Origin of the sequence: Rhizobium sp. SYY.PMSO (assembly GCF_046840415.1) — a bacterium.
Classification (GTDB): domain Bacteria; phylum Pseudomonadota; class Alphaproteobacteria; order Rhizobiales; family Rhizobiaceae; genus Rhizobium.
The window spans coordinates 2,584,923-2,601,122 of sequence record NZ_CP177349.1; the positions used below are offsets into that span (position 1 = coordinate 2,584,923).

General features: G+C 61.7%; 9 protein-coding genes. All 9 read left to right on the forward strand.

The genetic code is table 11. The features are described from left to right. The first annotated feature begins 1 nt into the window (after position 1). The 9 genes from ACJJVH_RS12650 to glgX all read left to right on the forward strand — a co-directional run bounded on the left by ACJJVH_RS12650 (position 2) and on the right by glgX (position 16,183). Positions 2-2,419 carry a circularly permuted type 2 ATP-grasp protein gene (locus tag ACJJVH_RS12650; RefSeq protein WP_112800630.1) on the forward strand — a complete coding sequence of 806 codons (2,418 nt, stop codon included), beginning with the start codon at positions 2-4 and terminating at the stop codon, positions 2,417-2,419. Positions 2,420-2,423: 4 nt separating this feature from the next. Continuing rightward, complete coding sequence (locus ACJJVH_RS12655) at positions 2,424-3,302, forward strand: transglutaminase family protein (protein ID WP_412064080.1); 879 nt, start codon at positions 2,424-2,426, stop codon at positions 3,300-3,302. A gap of 147 nt (positions 3,303-3,449) precedes the next feature. Further along, positions 3,450-4,667 (forward strand): vWA domain-containing protein, encoded by a 1,218-nt coding sequence (locus tag ACJJVH_RS12660; RefSeq protein ID WP_412064081.1) that lies wholly within the window; start codon positions 3,450-3,452, stop codon positions 4,665-4,667. A gap of 297 nt (positions 4,668-4,964) precedes the next feature. Further along, positions 4,965-7,427 (forward strand): glycogen/starch/alpha-glucan phosphorylase, encoded by a 2,463-nt coding sequence (locus ACJJVH_RS12665; protein WP_112800628.1) that lies wholly within the window; start codon positions 4,965-4,967, stop codon positions 7,425-7,427. Beyond that, positions 7,424-9,631, forward strand: coding sequence for a 1,4-alpha-glucan branching protein GlgB (gene glgB / locus ACJJVH_RS12670; RefSeq protein WP_112800626.1), 2,208 nt, complete (start codon positions 7,424-7,426; stop codon positions 9,629-9,631). Before ACJJVH_RS12665 ends, glgB begins: the two co-directional genes overlap by 4 nt. 26 nt (positions 9,632-9,657) lie before the next feature. Continuing rightward, entirely contained in the window at positions 9,658-10,920 is a 1,263-nt protein-coding gene (glgC, locus tag ACJJVH_RS12675; RefSeq protein ID WP_112800624.1) for a glucose-1-phosphate adenylyltransferase, read from the forward strand. A gap of 3 nt (positions 10,921-10,923) precedes the next feature. Beyond that, on the forward strand, positions 10,924-12,366 hold the full coding sequence (glgA, locus tag ACJJVH_RS12680; RefSeq protein ID WP_112800622.1) for a glycogen synthase GlgA: 1,443 nt from the start codon (positions 10,924-10,926) through the stop codon (positions 12,364-12,366). A gap of 4 nt (positions 12,367-12,370) precedes the next feature. Continuing rightward, positions 12,371-13,999, forward strand: a complete 1,629-nt coding sequence (locus ACJJVH_RS12685) for an alpha-D-glucose phosphate-specific phosphoglucomutase (RefSeq protein ID WP_113356252.1) — start codon at positions 12,371-12,373, stop codon at positions 13,997-13,999. Positions 14,000-14,212: 213 nt separating this feature from the next. Continuing rightward, entirely contained in the window at positions 14,213-16,183 is a 1,971-nt protein-coding gene (glgX, locus tag ACJJVH_RS12690) for a glycogen debranching protein GlgX (protein WP_412064082.1), read from the forward strand. Positions 16,184-16,200: the final 17 nt, after the last annotated feature.

A 16,200-nucleotide genomic window follows, 5' to 3' on the forward strand; every position in this document is an offset into this window, starting at 1 on the left:
AATGGGTAGAAAACCGGCGACGAAACGGCGGGACGACGCAAAGACCGGCATCGGCAAGGGTGCGGCCTTTGCCTATCGTCCCTTGCCCGGCGTCGCCGACGAGATGGTCGACAATGCCGGTACAGTCCGCCCGGTCTGGCAGAACTTTCTGGCGGCGCTGTCGCGCATGCCGGAGCAGGAGCTGACGGAGCGTTTCGCGCGCGCCGACCGCTACCTGCGCGATGCCGGCGTTTTCTACCGGGCCTATGGGACCACGGGCGTCAGCGAACGCGGCTGGCCGATCTCGCATATTCCCGTGCTTATCGACGAACGCGAGTGGCAAGCGCTTTCCGAGGGTCTGCGCCAGCGTGCCGACCTGCTCGAAGCCATCATCGCCGACATCTACGGCGACAGCCGGCTGGTGAGCGAGGGCCTACTGCCGCCGGCATTGATCGGCGGAAATCCGGAATTCCTGCGGCCGCTCGTCGGCGTCAAACCCGCAAGCGGTCATTATCTGCATTTCCTGGCTTTCGAAGTCGGCCGCGGCCCGGACGGCAACTGGTGGGTGCTGGCCGACCGCGCGCAGGCACCGTCCGGCGCCGGCTTCGCACTGGAAACCCGCGTCGCCACGACCCGCGCCTTCTCCGATATCTATGCCGAAACCAGGGTCCACCGCCTCGCCTCCTTCTTCGGCGCCTTTCGCGACGCCCTGCTCGGCGGCAAACGCAGCGGCGAAGGACGCGTTGCCGTCCTGACGCCGGGTCCAGCCAACGAGACCTACTACGAGCACGCCTATATCGCCCGCTATCTCGGCTTCATGCTGCTGGAAGGCGAAGATATCACCGTCGTCGACGATCAGCTGATGGTGCGCACGGTCGCCGGACTGCGGCCCATCAGCGTGCTCTGGCGCCGCCTCGACGCGGCCTACGCCGATCCGCTGGAGCTCAACCAGCTGTCGCATATCGGCACGCCCGGCATGGTCGAGGCCCTGCGGGCGCAGACGGTGACGATCGTCAATGCACTCGGCTCCGGCATCCTCGAGACGCGGGCGCTGCTTGCCTTCATGCCCACCATCTGTCGGCATCTGCGCGGCGAGGAATTGAAGCTGCCGTCGATCGCGACCTGGTGGTGCGGCCAGAAAAGCGAGCGCGATCATGTCGCCGCCAGCATCGAGAAGATGGTCATCGGCCCGGCCTATTCCTGCATGCCCTTCTTCGATGACAACGGCCAGTCCGTACTGGGATCGACCTTGCGCAGCACCGCCCGCGATTCGATCGCGGACTGGCTGGCGACCGAGGGCCACAAGCTGGTCGGCCAGGAGGTCGTCACGCTTTCCACCACGCCGGCCTGGGTCAACGGCAAGCTGACGCCGCGGCCGATGAGCCTGCGCGTCTTCGCCGCCCGTACGGAAGACGGCTGGCAGATCATGCCCGGCGGCTTTGCCCGCATCGGCAGCGGCGACGATGTCGCCGCCATCGCCATGCAATCGGGCGGCTCGGCCGCCGATGTCTGGATCGTCTCCGACAAGCCCGTCGAAGCCCATACGCTGCTGCCGGCCGAGGAAACCTTTACCCGCAACATGCCGGGCAGCCTGCCGAGCCGCGCCGCCGACAATCTCTTCTGGCTTGGCCGCTATATCGAGCGAGCCGAAGGCGCATTGCGCATCCTGCGTGCCTGGCATGGGCGTTTCGCCGAATCGGCGGACCCGAACCAGCCGCTGCTTGCCGATGTTACGGCCTATCTTGCCGCCATCGACATCGACACCAGGCAGGCGGTGCCGGAAAACCTGCTGCGCAACATCGACAGTGCCGTCTATTCCGCCAGCAACATCCGCGATCGTTTTTCTCCGGACGGCTGGCTCGCGCTGAACGATCTCGCCACGACCGCGCGCCGCTTCAAGGAAAGGGTCAAGCGCGGCGATGACGCCAGTCATGCCATGACGATCCTCTTGCGCAAGCTGGCGGGCTTTGCCGGTCTCGTGCACGAAAACATGTATCGCTTCACCGGCTGGCGTTTCCTGTCGCTCGGGCGCTACATCGAACGCGGCCTGCACATGACGCGGCTGCTCGGCCACATGTCAGGCCCCGATGCGCCTGATGGAGCGCTCGACATGCTGCTGGAAATCGGCGACAGCGTCATGACCCACCGCCGCCGCTACAACGTCAATACCGCCCGCCTGACGGTGACGGACCTGCTGGCGCTCGATCCCCTCAACCCGCGCTCGATCCTCTTCCAGATGAACGAGATCCACCGCGAGGTCGAGCAGCTGCCGAACGCCTTCGTCAACGGCCAGATGTCGCCCTTCTACCGCGAGGCCATGCGCCTGCATTCGGGGCTGGCCGTCATGACGCCGGAAACGATGACCGTCGAGGTCTACCACCAGTTGGCACGCGAACTGGAGCGGCTTTCCGACCTGCTGGCGCGCACCTATCTCGGATGACGTGATGCTCTACGATCTCTCGCTTCACATGGGCTATATCTACGACGTGCCTGCGAGCGGCGCGCGCCATATTCTGCGCATCATGCCGCTCTCCCTGCCCCATCGGCAGCGGCTGGTCGCCGGTTCGCTGAAAGTAACCCCGGGCCCGGACGAGCAATCGAACTTCACGGATTTCTTCCAGCACCCTGCGACCTCGATCCTGGTGCGCGATCCGCATGAAAGGCTCGATATCCGCATGCAGGCGCGCGTGCAGGTGGAAAGCCAGCCGGTTGCCGCCGATTTCTCGCCGCTGCTTGCCAAACTGCCCGTGGAGATCGGCGACTGCTGGTCGATCGATCCCTCCTCCCCCCATCACTTTCTCGGCAGCAGCCCGCGCCTGCCCGAAACGGGCGAGATTGCCGACTATGCCCGGCGATGGAAGACCACGAACCTGACGACGCTGCAGATCGCGCATGCGGTCTGCGCGCAGATACACAAGGATTTCACCTACGATCCCAAGGCGACGACGGTCGACACCACGCCGAAGGAGGCTTTCCGCCTGAAACGCGGTGTCTGCCAGGATTTTTCGCATGTGATGATCATCGCGCTTCGCAGCCTCGGCATTCCCGCCGGCTATGTCAGCGGCTTCCTGCGCACCATTCCGCCGCCGGGCAAGGAACGGCTCGAAGGCGCCGACGCCATGCACGCATGGGTACGCGTCTGGTGCGGGGAAACGGCAGGCTGGATTGAGCTTGATCCGACCAACAACATTCCCGCCGGCACGGATCATATCGTCGTCGCCTATGGCCGTGACTATTCCGATGTCGCACCCGTTATCGGCGTGCTCAAAAGCTACGGCAACCAGAAGACTGTTCAGGCCGTTGATGTCATTCCGCTAAAATAGCATAAATTGAAATAGTAGAAAATCAGTTCAAATTGAGACCAAACGGGCTGTTTGTTAAAAAACAACCGATCGTTTAAACGTTCAACTAACATTTGTAATTGATAGTCCCGCCATTCCTGAGGCCATAACTCTATTCAATAGGCGGACATGATGATTGCCGGCTCCGATTTACTTCGCGCATTCAAGCAACTTTTACGTGATAGAGCCGGAAACTTTGGCATCCTGACGGCGATCTCGATCCCTGTGCTGGCGGTTGCCGGCGGGATAGCTATCGATGTCACGAACATGTCGCTGTCACACAGCGAGCTTCAGGCGGCGACCGATGCTGCCGCGCTCGCCTCGGCGACTGCGCTTGCCGATGGCAGTGCGACGACGACGACCGCCAAGGATCTTGCGAACAATTTCGTCCTCGGGCAGATGTCAAATTATCTTGCCGGAAATACGGACGCTGCGAATTCGCTTAAAGCTGCCACCACAACCACAGTGACGAAAACGACCGATTCCTCCGGAAACTCCGGCTATTCGGTTGTTGTGAACGCGTCGTATTCGATGTCGGTGAACAGCATGACCCGCTTGATTGGCCAGAATTCGATGAACATTAGTGCGTCAAGCACCTCAGTCAGCGGAAAAACCTCCGAAACTCAAAAGAATGCCTTGTCGATGTATTTCGTTTTGGATCGTTCCGGGTCCATGGACGAAACCACCGATACGGTTAATGCCGAACAACCGACGATATGCACGAAGACAAGACAGAACGGCACATGTAAAACCACTGCGACCAATTATTACACCAAAATGGAATCGCTGAAGATTGCGACCGCCAATTTGGCCGCGCAGTTAAATAGCGCAGATCCCAATATGATGTACGTCCGCACCGGCGCGGACTCCTATAATTCTGTGGCTCAGACGCCCACGGCTCTGGCCTGGGGCACGAGCGGCGTCACCAGCTACGTCAATAACCTGACCTCAAGCGGCAGCACGAATTCGGCCCCCGCTTTTACGGCCGCTGTCGACGCATTGACAAAAACGTCCACGACGTCGGGCCTGACGTATGAGCAGCTCCAACACAAGGACAAGAGCGGCGTTATAAATCCGACCATGTACATCGTCTTCATGACCGATGGCGACAATAACGTGTCGAACGCCGATACAAAGACTAAGGAACAATGCGACAAAGCCCGCAGCAATGGCATCCATGTGTATACGATTGCCTTTATGGCACCGGAAAACGGCCAGGCTTTGCTGAAGTACTGCGCGACATCGACCTCCGACTATTTTACTCCACAAAGCGCGGCGGATCTGTTCAAGGCGTTTACGACGATCGCCACGGAAACGTCGAAGCAAATGACGCTCCTGACCAAGTGAGCATGCTGCGCCAGCGCCCCAGGCAACAGAAGGTCGACACGAAAGAAAAAGCCTCGCGATACTCGTATCGCGAGGCTTTTCGTTTTATCGATGCGCGAATAAAAGCCCGAAACACCATCGGAATCAAGTCTTTTCCCGGCATTGGCAAACGTTTCGCGGCTATTTTCGCATCTGCCCAACTCGCTTGTTGCAACTGCTTTACATCAATGCGTAAACTGATAGTGAAACGGAAAGGCAATTCGATATATGCAGGCGTAACACCCTGAATATACATCACAAATGGCGAGAGTTGATAGTATGAATAACTTGACGAAGGCCGATCTCCCCGTTCCCGCGCCGCGCAGTTCCCGCCCTGAAATCCTTGCCGAAGAAATCATCGAGCGCCTGACGTATCGCATCGGCAAGGATGCAAAGGTTGCTAAACCGCACGACTGGCTGACGGCGACGATCCTTGTCATTCGCGACCGCGTCATCGACAAGTGGATCGAATCGACCCGCAACGTCTACGAGACGGACGCCAAGCGCGTCTACTACCTGTCTCTCGAGTTCCTGATCGGCCGCCTGATGCGCGATGCGGTTTCCAACCTCGGCCTGATGGAGGAAATCACCAACGCGCTCGCCTCGCTCGGTGTCGATATCCGCGTCATTGCCGGCCTCGAGCCGGACGCTGCCCTTGGCAATGGCGGCCTTGGCCGTCTCGCCGCCTGTTTCATGGAATCCATGGCGACCGTCGACGTGCCCGCCTACGGTTACGGCATCCGCTACGTGCATGGCCTTTTCCGCCAGCAGATGGCTGACGGCTGGCAGGTGGAACTGCCTGAAACCTGGCTGGCGCACGGCAACCCCTGGGAGTTCGAGCGCCAGGAGAGCTCTTACGAAATCGGCTTCGGCGGCACTGTGGAGACTGTCAGCAGCCATGACGATCAGCCGCGCTACGTCTGGAAGCCCGCCGAGCGGGTCATTGCCACGGCATTCGATACGCCCGTCGTCGGCTGGCGCGGCCATCGCGTCAACACGCTGCGCCTTTGGTCAGCCCAGCCGATCGATCCGATCCTGCTCGATGCCTTCAACGCCGGCGACCATATCGGCGCGCTGCGCGAAAGCAACAAGGCGGAAAGCCTGACGCGCGTTCTCTATCCGGCGGATGCAACGCCTGCCGGCCAGGAGCTGCGCCTGCGCCAGGAGTTCTTTTTCTCCTCCGCCTCGCTGCAGGACATCTTGCGCCGCCATCTGCAGCAATACGACGATCTGACCAACTTGTCCGAAAAGGTCGCCATCCAGCTGAACGACACGCATCCGGCGGTCTCGGTGGCTGAAATGATGCGGCTGCTGGTCGACGTGCACGGCCTCGATTTCGACAAGGCCTGGGATATCACCCGCGATACGTTCGGCTACACCAACCACACGCTGCTGCCGGAAGCGCTGGAAAGCTGGCCGGTGCCGCTGTTCGAGCGGCTGCTGCCGCGCCATATGCAGATCATCTACGCGATCAACGCCAAGATCCTCATGGAAGCCCGCAAGCTGCGCAATTTCAGCGACACGGAAATCCGCTCGATCTCGCTGATCGACGAGAACGGCGATCGCCGCGTGCGCATGGGCAATCTGGCCTTCGTCGGTTCGCACTCGATCAATGGCGTTTCGGCGCTTCACACCGACCTGATGAAGGTCACGGTCTTTGCCGACCTGCACAAGCTCTACCCCGACCGCATCAACAACAAGACCAACGGCATTACGCCGCGCCGCTGGCTAATGCAGTGCAATCCCGGTCTCACCAGCCTGGTGCGCGAAACCATCGGCGACGCTTTCCTCGACGATGCCGAGCAGCTGAAGCCATTGGACCAGTTCGCCCGCGACAGCGCCTTCCAGGAGAAGTTCGCCGCCGTCAAGCGCGCCAACAAGGTGCAGCTGTCCAATCTCGTCGCCAGCCGCATGGGCATCAAGCTCGACCCGAATGCGATGTTCGACATCCAGATCAAGCGCATTCACGAATACAAGCGCCAGCTGCTGAACGTGATCGAGGCCGTGGCGCTTTACGACCAGATCCGCTCGCATCCCGAGCTGGACTGGCAGCCGCGCGTCAAGCTCTTCGCCGGCAAGGCGGCGCCGAGCTACCATAACGCCAAGCTCATCATCAAGCTGATCAACGATGTCGCCCGCGTCGTCAACAACGACCCGTCGGTGCGCGGCCTGCTGAAGATCGTCTTCGTGCCGAACTACAATGTCTCGCTTGCCGAGGTCATGGTTCCCGCCGCCGACCTGTCCGAGCAGATTTCCACGGCAGGCATGGAGGCATCGGGCACCGGCAACATGAAGTTCGGCCTCAACGGCGCGCTGACGATCGGCACGCTCGACGGCGCCAATGTCGAAATGCGCGACAATGTCGGCGAGGACAATATCGTCATCTTCGGCCTGCGGGCCGATGAGGTCGCCAACCTGCGTAGCGATGGCCACAACCCCCGCGCCATCATCGAGCGTTCGCGCGAGCTCTCCCAGGCGCTGTCGGCCATCGCGTCCGGAGTCTTCTCCCCTGATGACCGCAATCGATACGCTGGCTTGATCGACGGCATCTACAGCCACGACTGGTTCATGGTCGCTGCCGATTTCGATGCTTATGCCTCGGCGCAGCGCGAAGTCGACATCCTCTGGTCCAATCCGTCCGAATGGTACGCCAAGACGATCAACAACACCGCCCGCATGGGCTGGTTCTCCTCCGACCGGACGATCCGTCAATATGCCAAGGAAATCTGGAGAGCCGGATGAAAAAGCCGAAGAAACCCGCTGACAGCACCGGCTTGAGGGATATTTCGGCAGGCGACGTTGCTGCAATTCTCGCAGGCACCCATTCCGATCCGTTCGCCGTTCTCGGCGTCCACAAGACGGACGAGGGCTATGTGACCCGGTGCTTCATTCCGGGCGCGGAGGCCGTCACCGCCTTGTCGCTCGACGGCTCGGTCATCGGCGAGCTCGACTGCCTTGACCCGGCAGGCTTCTTTGCCGGCGACGTGAAGCTTACCAAGCAGCAGCCGGTCCGGTATCGCGCCAGGCGCGGCGATTCCGAATGGGCCGTGACCGACCCCTACAGCTTCGGCCCTGTTTTAGGGCCGATGGACGACTATTTCGCCCGCCAGGGCACGCATCTGCGCCTGTTCGACAAGATGGGCGCCCACCCCCTGAAGCATGAAGGCGTCCAGGGCTTCCATTTCGCGGTCTGGGCACCGAATGCGCAGCGCGTCTCCGTCGTCGGCGATTTCAACAACTGGGACGGCCGCCGGCATGTCATGCGCCTCCGGTCGGATTCCGGCATATGGGAGATTTTCGCCCCCGACGTTCCGGCCGGCGTCGCCTATAAATTCGAAATCCGCGGCCACGACGGCGTGTTGCTGCCGTTGAAGGCCGATCCCTTCGCCCGTCGCAGCGAACTGCGCCCCAAGACCGCCTCCGTCACCGCAACGGAACTACAGCAGGTATGGGAAGATACGGCGCACCGCCAGCACTGGGCAAGCGTCGACATGCGCCGCCAGCCCATCTCCATCTACGAGGTCCATGCCGGCTCCTGGCAGCGCCGCGACGATGGCTCGATGCTGTCGTGGGATGAGCTCGCCTCGCGCCTTATCCCCTATTGCGTCGATATGGGCTTCACCCACATCGAATTCCTGCCGATCACCGAGCACCCCTACGATCCGTCCTGGGGCTACCAGACCACCGGCCTCTATGCGCCGACGGCCCGTTTCGGCGAGCCGGAAGGCTTCGCCCGCTTCGTCAACGGCTGCCACAAGGTCGGCATCGGCGTCATCCTCGACTGGGTGCCGGCGCATTTCCCGACCGACGAGCACGGTCTGCGCTGGTTCGACGGCACGGCGCTCTACGAGCACGAGGACCCTCGCAAGGGTTTTCATCCCGACTGGAATACGGCGATCTACAATTTCGGCCGCACCGAGGTCCTCGCCTATCTTCTGAACAACGCGCTCTACTGGGCGGAAAAGTTCCATCTGGACGGTTTGCGCGTCGATGCCGTCGCTTCCATGCTCTACCTCGACTATTCCCGCAAGCACGGCGAATGGATCCCGAACGAATATGGCGGCAACGAAAACCTCGAGGCCGTCCGCTTCCTGCAGTCGATGAACACCCGCCTTTACGGGGCGCATCCGGGCGTCATGACGATCGCCGAGGAATCGACCTCGTGGCCGAAAGTGTCGCAGCCGGTGCATGAAGGCGGCCTCGGCTTCGGCTTCAAATGGAACATGGGTTTCATGCACGACACGCTGAGCTACCTCTCCCGCGAGTCCGTGCATCGCAAGTACCACCACAACGAACTGACCTTCGGCCTGATCTACGCCTTCTCGGAAAACTTCGTCCTGCCGCTCTCGCATGACGAAGTCGTCCACGGCAAGGGATCGCTCATCGCCAAGATGGCCGGCGACGACTGGCAGAAATTCGCGAACCTGCGGGCCTACTATGCCTTCATGTGGGGCTATCCCGGCAAGAAACTGCTCTTCATGGGCCAGGAATTCGCGCAATGGAGCGAATGGAGCGAAGAGCGCGCGCTGGACTGGAACCTCCTGCAATACCGCATGCACGAAGGCATGCGTCGCCTCGTTCGCGATCTCAACTTCACCTATCGCAGCAAGCCGGCACTGCATGCCCGCGATTGCGAGGGAGACGGCTTCGAATGGCTTGTCGTCGATGATTTCGAAAATTCGGTCTTCGCGTGGCTGCGCAAGGCGCCGGGCGAAAAGCCGGTTGCCGTCATCACCAATTTCACGCCAGTCTATCGTGAGAATTATACCTTGCACCTGCCGGCTGAGGGGCGGTGGCGCGAGATTTTGAATACCGATGCCGACATCTACGGCGGCAGCGGCAAGGGCAATGGCGGGCGAGTGCAGGCCGTCAACGCAGGCGGAGGCATACAGGCGACGATAACGCTGCCTCCATTGGCGACCATCATGCTCGAACCCGAATTTTGAGATCACTACGGACAGGGAGGAATAAAATGGTAGAAAAACGTTTTCAGCCGCTGGCACGCGATGCCATGGCCTACGTTCTTGCCGGGGGGCGCGGCAGCCGCCTGAAAGAACTCACCGACCGTCGTGCCAAACCAGCCGTGTACTTCGGCGGCAAGACGCGAATTATCGATTTCGCGCTGTCCAACGCGCTCAATTCCGGTATCCGCCGCATCGGCGTCGCGACGCAGTACAAGGCCCACTCGCTGATCCGTCACATGCAGCGCGGCTGGAACTTCTTCCGCCCCGAGCGCAACGAAAGCTTCGACATCCTGCCGGCTTCGCAGCGCGTCTCGGAAACGCAATGGTACGAAGGCACGGCCGACGCCGTCTACCAGAACATCGACATCATCGAGCCTTACGGCCCGGAATACATGGTCATCCTTGCCGGCGACCATATTTATAAGATGGACTATGAATGGATGCTACAGCAGCACGTCGATTCCGGCGCAGACGTCACCATCGGCTGCCTGGAAGTGCCGCGCATGGAGGCCGTCGGCTTCGGCGTCATGCATGTCGACGACAAGGACCAGATCATCGATTTCGTCGAGAAGCCCGCCGATCCGCCGGGAATTCCCGGCAATCCCGATCTCGCGCTCGCCTCGATGGGCATCTACGTCTTCCACACGAAGTTCCTGATCGAATGCCTGCGCCGCGACGCGGCCGACCCGAATTCCAGCCGCGACTTCGGCAAGGACATCATCCCCTACATCGTCAAGAACGGCAAAGCCGTCGCCCATCGCTTCACGCAATCCTGCGTGCGCTCCGATTTCGAGCGCGAGGCCTATTGGCGGGACGTGGGCACGGTCGACGCCTATTGGCAGGCCAATATCGACCTGACCGCCGTGGTGCCAGAGCTCGACATCTACGACAAGTCCTGGCCGATCTGGACCTATGCGGAAATCACGCCGCCGGCCAAGTTCGTCCATGACGATGAGGACCGCCGCGGTTCGGCCGTTTCCTCGGTCGTTGCCGGCGATTGCATCATTTCGGGCGCCAGCCTCTACAACAGCCTGCTCTTTACCGGCGTGCGCGCGAATTCCTACTCCAAGCTGGAGGGCGCGGTGGTGCTGCCGAGCGTCAAGGTCGGCCGCCGTGCGCAGCTCAAGAACGTCGTCATCGATCATGGCGTCACCATTCCGGAAGGATTGGTGGTCGGCGAGGATCCGGAACTGGACGCCAAGCGTTTCCGCCGTACGGAGAGCGGCATCTGCCTGATCACGCAATCGATGATCGACAAGCTGGATTTGTAACTTATGAAGGTTCTCTCGGTTTCGTCCGAAGTCTTCCCCTTGATCAAGACAGGGGGCCTGGCCGATGTGGCCGGCGCCCTGCCTGGCGCGCTCAAGCCCTATGGCGTCGAGACCAAGACCCTTATCCCGGGCTATCCCGCCGTCATGAAGGCCATTCGCGATCCGGTTGTCCGCCTGGAGTTTCCGGACCTCCTCGGCGAACCGGCGACGGTCCTCGAGGCCGAGCATGCCGGAATTTCTTTCCTTGTGCTCGATGCGCCGGCCTATTACAGCCGCACCGGCGGCCCCTATGTCGATGCGACGGGCAAGGATTATCCCGACAACTGGCGGCGTTTCGCCGCCCTGTCGCTGGCAGGCGCCGAAATTGCCGCGGGCCTCATGCCCGGCTGGCGGCCGGATCTGGTGCATGCGCATGACTGGCAATCGGCCATGGTGCCGGTTTACATGCGCTACTATCCGACGCCGGAACTGCCGAGCGTCCTCACCATCCACAACATCGCTTTCCAGGGCCAGTTCGGCGCCGATATCTTCCCCGGCCTGCGCCTGCCGCCCCACGCCTTTTCCATGGAGGGCGTCGAATATTACGGCGATGTCGGCTTCCTCAAGGGCGGCCTGCAGACGGCGCACGCACTGACCACCGTCAGCCCCTCCTATGCCGAGGAAATCCTGACGCCCGAATTCGGCATGGGCCTCGAAGGCGTCATCGCCAGCCGGGCATACGATCTCTACGGAATCGTCAACGGCATCGACGACGATATCTGGAATCCGGCGAGCGATCCCATGATCGCGCAGACTTACAATGCCGCGACGCTGAAGGATCGCGTTGCGAACCGTCAGCGCGTCATCGAGCATTTCGGTCTCGATAACGACGACGGCCCGATTTTCTGCGTCGTCAGCCGTTTGACCTGGCAGAAGGGCATGGATCTTCTGGCAAGCATCTCCAGCGAGATTGTCCACATGGGCGCCAAGCTCGCCATTCTCGGTGCCGGCGATCCGGCGCTGGAAGGTGCGCTCTTTGCCGCAGCCGGCCGCCATCGCGGCCGCGTCGGGGTTTCCGCCGGCTATAACGAACCTATGTCGCATCTGATGCAGGCCGGTTGCGACGCGATTATCATTCCCTCCCGCTTCGAACCATGTGGTCTCACGCAGCTTTATGGCTTACGCTACGGCTGCCTGCCGATCGTTGCGCGGACTGGCGGGCTCAACGATACGATTATCGACGCCAACCACGCCGCGCTGCAGGCAAAGGTCGCGACCGGCATCCAATTTTCCCCCGTCACCGCCGAGGGGCTGCTGCAGGCCGTGCGCCGTGCCATGCATCTTTTCCAGAATCGAAAGGTCTGGACGCAGATGCAAAAGCAGGGCATGAAATCCGACGTATCCTGGGGCAGGAGCGCAGAACGCTACGCCGCTCTCTACTCCAGTCTAGTCTCGAGAGGCGCTTAACCCGATGATTAAAACCGTACCCACCACCCCCTACGCGGATCAGAAGCCCGGCACTTCGGGCCTGCGAAAGAAGGTTCCCGTATTCCAGCAGCCCAACTACGCGGAAAACTTCATCCAGTCGATTTTTGATTCGCTCGACGGCTATCAGGGCAAGTGCCTGGTCATCGGCGGCGACGGCCGCTACTACAACCGCGACGTCATCCAGAAGGCCATCAAGATGGCCGCCGCGAACGGCTTCGGCAAGGTTATGGTCGGCAAGGGCGGCATCCTCTCGACGCCCGCCGCCTCCAACATCATCCGCAAGTACAAGGCCTTCGGCGGCATCATCCTGTCGGCCAGCCACAATCCCGGCGGCCCGACGGAAGACTTCGGCATCAAGTACAATATCGGCAACGGCGGTCCGGCGCCGGAAAAGATCACCGACGCCATCTATGAGCGCTCCAAGGTGATCGACAGCTACAAGATATCGGATTTTCCGGACATCAACCTCGATCGCATCGGCCGCGAGGATATCGACGGCGTGATCGTTTCCGTCATCGATCCGGTCGAAGATTATGCGGCCTTGATGGAAGAGCTGTTCGATTTCGGCGCCATCCGCAACCTGATCAGCCTCGGCTTCCGTATTTCCTTCGATGCGATGAGCGCCGTCACCGGCCCCTACGCGAAGGAAATCTTCGAGATCCGCCTCGGCGCGCCGGATGGATCGGTCCGCAACTTCCTGCCGCTACCGGATTTCGGCGGTCATCATCCCGACCCGAACCTCGTCTACTGCAAGGAGCTCTACGACGATATGATGAGCGACGATGCGCCCGACTTCGGTGCGGCATCGGATGGCGATGGCGACCGCAATCTCATCATCGGCAAGGGCATCTACGTCACTCCGTCCGACAGTCTCGCGATTCTCGCAGCCAACGCCAATCTGGCCCCGGGCTATTCGCATGGCATCGCCGGCATTGCCCGCTCCATGCCCACCAGCGGCGCGGCCGACCGCGTTGCCGAAAAGCGCGGCGTCGGCATTTATGAGACGCCGACCGGCTGGAAATTCTTCGGCAACCTGCTCGATGCCGGCATGGCGACGATCTGCGGCGAGGAAAGCTCCGGCACCGGCTCGAACCACGTCCGCGAGAAGGATGGCCTCTGGGCGGTGCTGCTCTGGCTGAACATCCTCGCCGTGCGTGGCGAAAGCGTCATCGATATCGTGACGCAGCATTGGGCCGCCTACGGCCGCAACTACTATTCCCGCCACGACTATGAAGGCGTCGACACCGACGCCGCCAACGGCCTGATCGCGGCGCTGCGCGAAAAGCTTCCGACCCTTCCGGGCACCAAATACGGCGATCTCACCGTATCCGCCGCCGACGACTTCGCCTACCACGATCCGGTCGACAAGTCCGTCAGCCAGCACCAGGGCATCCGCATCCTCTTCGAAGGCGGCTCACGCGTGGTCTTCCGCCTCTCCGGCACCGGCACGACGGGCGCGACGTTGCGCGTCTATATCGAGCGCTACGAGCCCGATTCGACCCGTCACAATATCGAGACCCAGGAAGCGCTGGCCGATCTCATCACGGCAGCCCAGGAAATCGCCGACATCAAGGGCCGCACCGGCCGCGACGCACCGACGGTCATTACCTGATAGGGCAAGAGCCCAAGTCCCTTCTCCCCGCGCATGCGGGGCGAAGGTGGCAGGAAGCTGCTGAATGAAGTGAAGCGGCAATTGGCCGGATGAGGGGCCTTCCAAAATCCATCACAACCGCACGATTTACCGAGTGCTCTGCCCTCACCCCAACCCTCTCCCCGCAAGCAAGGAAAGGGAACAGTTTCGAGTCATCCGGAAAGCCCCTAAGACATGTCAGAACCGATAGCCCGCTGCCTGGGTGCAACCCTCACCGATGCCGGCGTTGAATTTGCCGTCTGGTCCAGGAATGCCGAGCGCTTGGAACTCTGCCTGTTCGATGCCGAAGGCCACAAGGAGATCGCTCGCCTGCCGTTCACCCGCGACGGGGACGAGCACCGTCTTTTCGTGAAGGACGCCGGAGAAGGCACGCGCTATGGCCTGCGGGCCCATGGCACCTACGATCCCGACAAGGGCCTGTGGTTCGACCCGTCCAAGCTGCTCGTCGACCCCTATGCCAAGGAAATCGACCGGCCCTTTCGCTACGATCCGCGCCTGGGCATTTTCGGCGCCGACACGCAGGATCTCATGCCGAAGGCGGTCGTCTCCCGCGACATCGCCGTCACGCCGGCAAAGCCGTTGTTCCAGCCCGGCGGCCTCGTCTACGAGATCGCCGTCAAGCCCTTCACGATGCTGCATCCGGATGTGCCGGCGCAGATGCGCGGCACGCTCGGCGCCCTCGCCCATCCCTCGATCATTGCGTATCTCAAGCGCCTGCAGGTGGACGCCGTCGAGCTGATGCCGATCACCGCATGGATCGATGAGCGGCATCTTCCGCCGCTCGGCCTGACCAACGGCTGGGGCTACAATCCCGTCGCCTTCATGGCGCTCGACCCGCGTCTGGTGCCCGGCGGCGTGAGAGAGCTGCGCGAAACGGTCGCCGCCCTTCATGCCGAAGGTATCGCCGTCATCCTCGATCTCGTCTTCAACCATACCGGGGAGAGCGATCGCCAGGGTCCGACGCTGTCTCTGCGCGGTCTCGACAATCCCACCTACTTCCGCAGCCAGCCGGATCAGCCCGGCACGCTCGTCAACGATACCGGCACGGGCAATACCGTGGCCTGCGATCAGCCGGCAACCCGCAAGCTCGTCATCGACAGCCTGCGCCATTTCGTGCGGAGTGCCGGCATAGACGGCTTCCGCTTCGATCTCGCCACCGTGCTCGGCCGCGGCAGCAAGGGGTTCGACTCGGAAAGCATGACGCTGCGCACCATACTGGCGGATGACGTGCTGCGGGATCGGATCATGATCGCCGAGCCTTGGGATATCGGCGCCGGCGGCTATCAACTGGGGAATTTTCCAGCGCCGTTCCTCGAATGGAATGACCGCGCCCGCGACGACCTGCGCCGCTTCTGGCGCGGCGATACCGGCGTCGGCGATCTGGCGACCGTGCTTGCCGGCTCCTCCCCCGTCTTCGGCCGCGACGGGCGCACGCAGACCCGCAGCGTCAATTTCCTCGCCGCCCATGACGGCTTCACGCTGATGGATCTCGTTTCCTACGAGAACAAGCACAACGAGGCCAACGGCGAGAGCAATCGCGACGGCCATAACGAGAACTTCTCCTGGAACAACGGCGCCGAAGGCAGAACGGACGACCCGTCGATCCAGCGCAAACGCCGTGCCGACATCGAAGCCATGCTTTCGACGCTCTTTGCTACGCGCGGCACGATCATGCTGACAGCAGGCGACGAAGCCGGGCGCAGCCAGCAGGGTAACAACAACGCCTATTGCCAGGACAACACGATAACCTGGATGGACTGGAAGACGCTGGACGAGGAACTGATCGGCCATGCCGCCTGGCTTGCCGGGCTGCGCCGTCGCTTCGCCGCCTTCGGCGACATGAACTTCTTTCACGGCGATGGCGATGTATTGTGGTTCTCGTCTGCCGGAACGCCGATGGCGATTTCGGATTGGGAGACACCGAGCGCGGCCGTACTCGGCATGGCATTGGGAACGCAGGATCGCGCCACCGGCCGATCGACGCGCCTTGCCGTGCTGTTCAACCGCGCCGCCAACGAGCTTCCCGCCACATTACCCCCTTCGGAAAACGGCGGCTGGTCGATGTTGACCCCGACAGGCGAAACGGCGGCTGGCGAGCGGATCACGCTTGCCCCCCGCTCCGTCACCTTTCTCCTGGAAACCTGATCCCGGTTGCACTTTCA

What these genes read in the sequence shown, in the direction of transcription:
- ACJJVH_RS12655 (WP_412064080.1), top strand. Translation starts at nt 2,424, where the DNA reads ATGCTCTACGATCTCTCGCTTCACATGGGCTATATCTACGACGTGCCT.
- ACJJVH_RS12650 (WP_112800630.1), top strand. Translation starts at nt 2, where the DNA reads ATGGGTAGAAAACCGGCGACGAAACGGCGGGACGACGCAAAGACCGGC.
- glgA (WP_112800622.1), top strand. Translation starts at nt 10,924, where the DNA reads ATGAAGGTTCTCTCGGTTTCGTCCGAAGTCTTCCCCTTGATCAAGACA.
- glgB (WP_112800626.1), top strand. Translation starts at nt 7,424, where the DNA reads ATGAAAAAGCCGAAGAAACCCGCTGACAGCACCGGCTTGAGGGATATT.
- glgC (WP_112800624.1), top strand. Translation starts at nt 9,658, where the DNA reads ATGGTAGAAAAACGTTTTCAGCCGCTGGCACGCGATGCCATGGCCTAC.
- glgX (WP_412064082.1), top strand. Translation starts at nt 14,213, where the DNA reads ATGTCAGAACCGATAGCCCGCTGCCTGGGTGCAACCCTCACCGATGCC.
- ACJJVH_RS12660 (WP_412064081.1), top strand. Translation starts at nt 3,450, where the DNA reads ATGATGATTGCCGGCTCCGATTTACTTCGCGCATTCAAGCAACTTTTA.
- ACJJVH_RS12665 (WP_112800628.1), top strand. Translation starts at nt 4,965, where the DNA reads ATGAATAACTTGACGAAGGCCGATCTCCCCGTTCCCGCGCCGCGCAGT.
- ACJJVH_RS12685 (WP_113356252.1), top strand. Translation starts at nt 12,371, where the DNA reads ATGATTAAAACCGTACCCACCACCCCCTACGCGGATCAGAAGCCCGGC.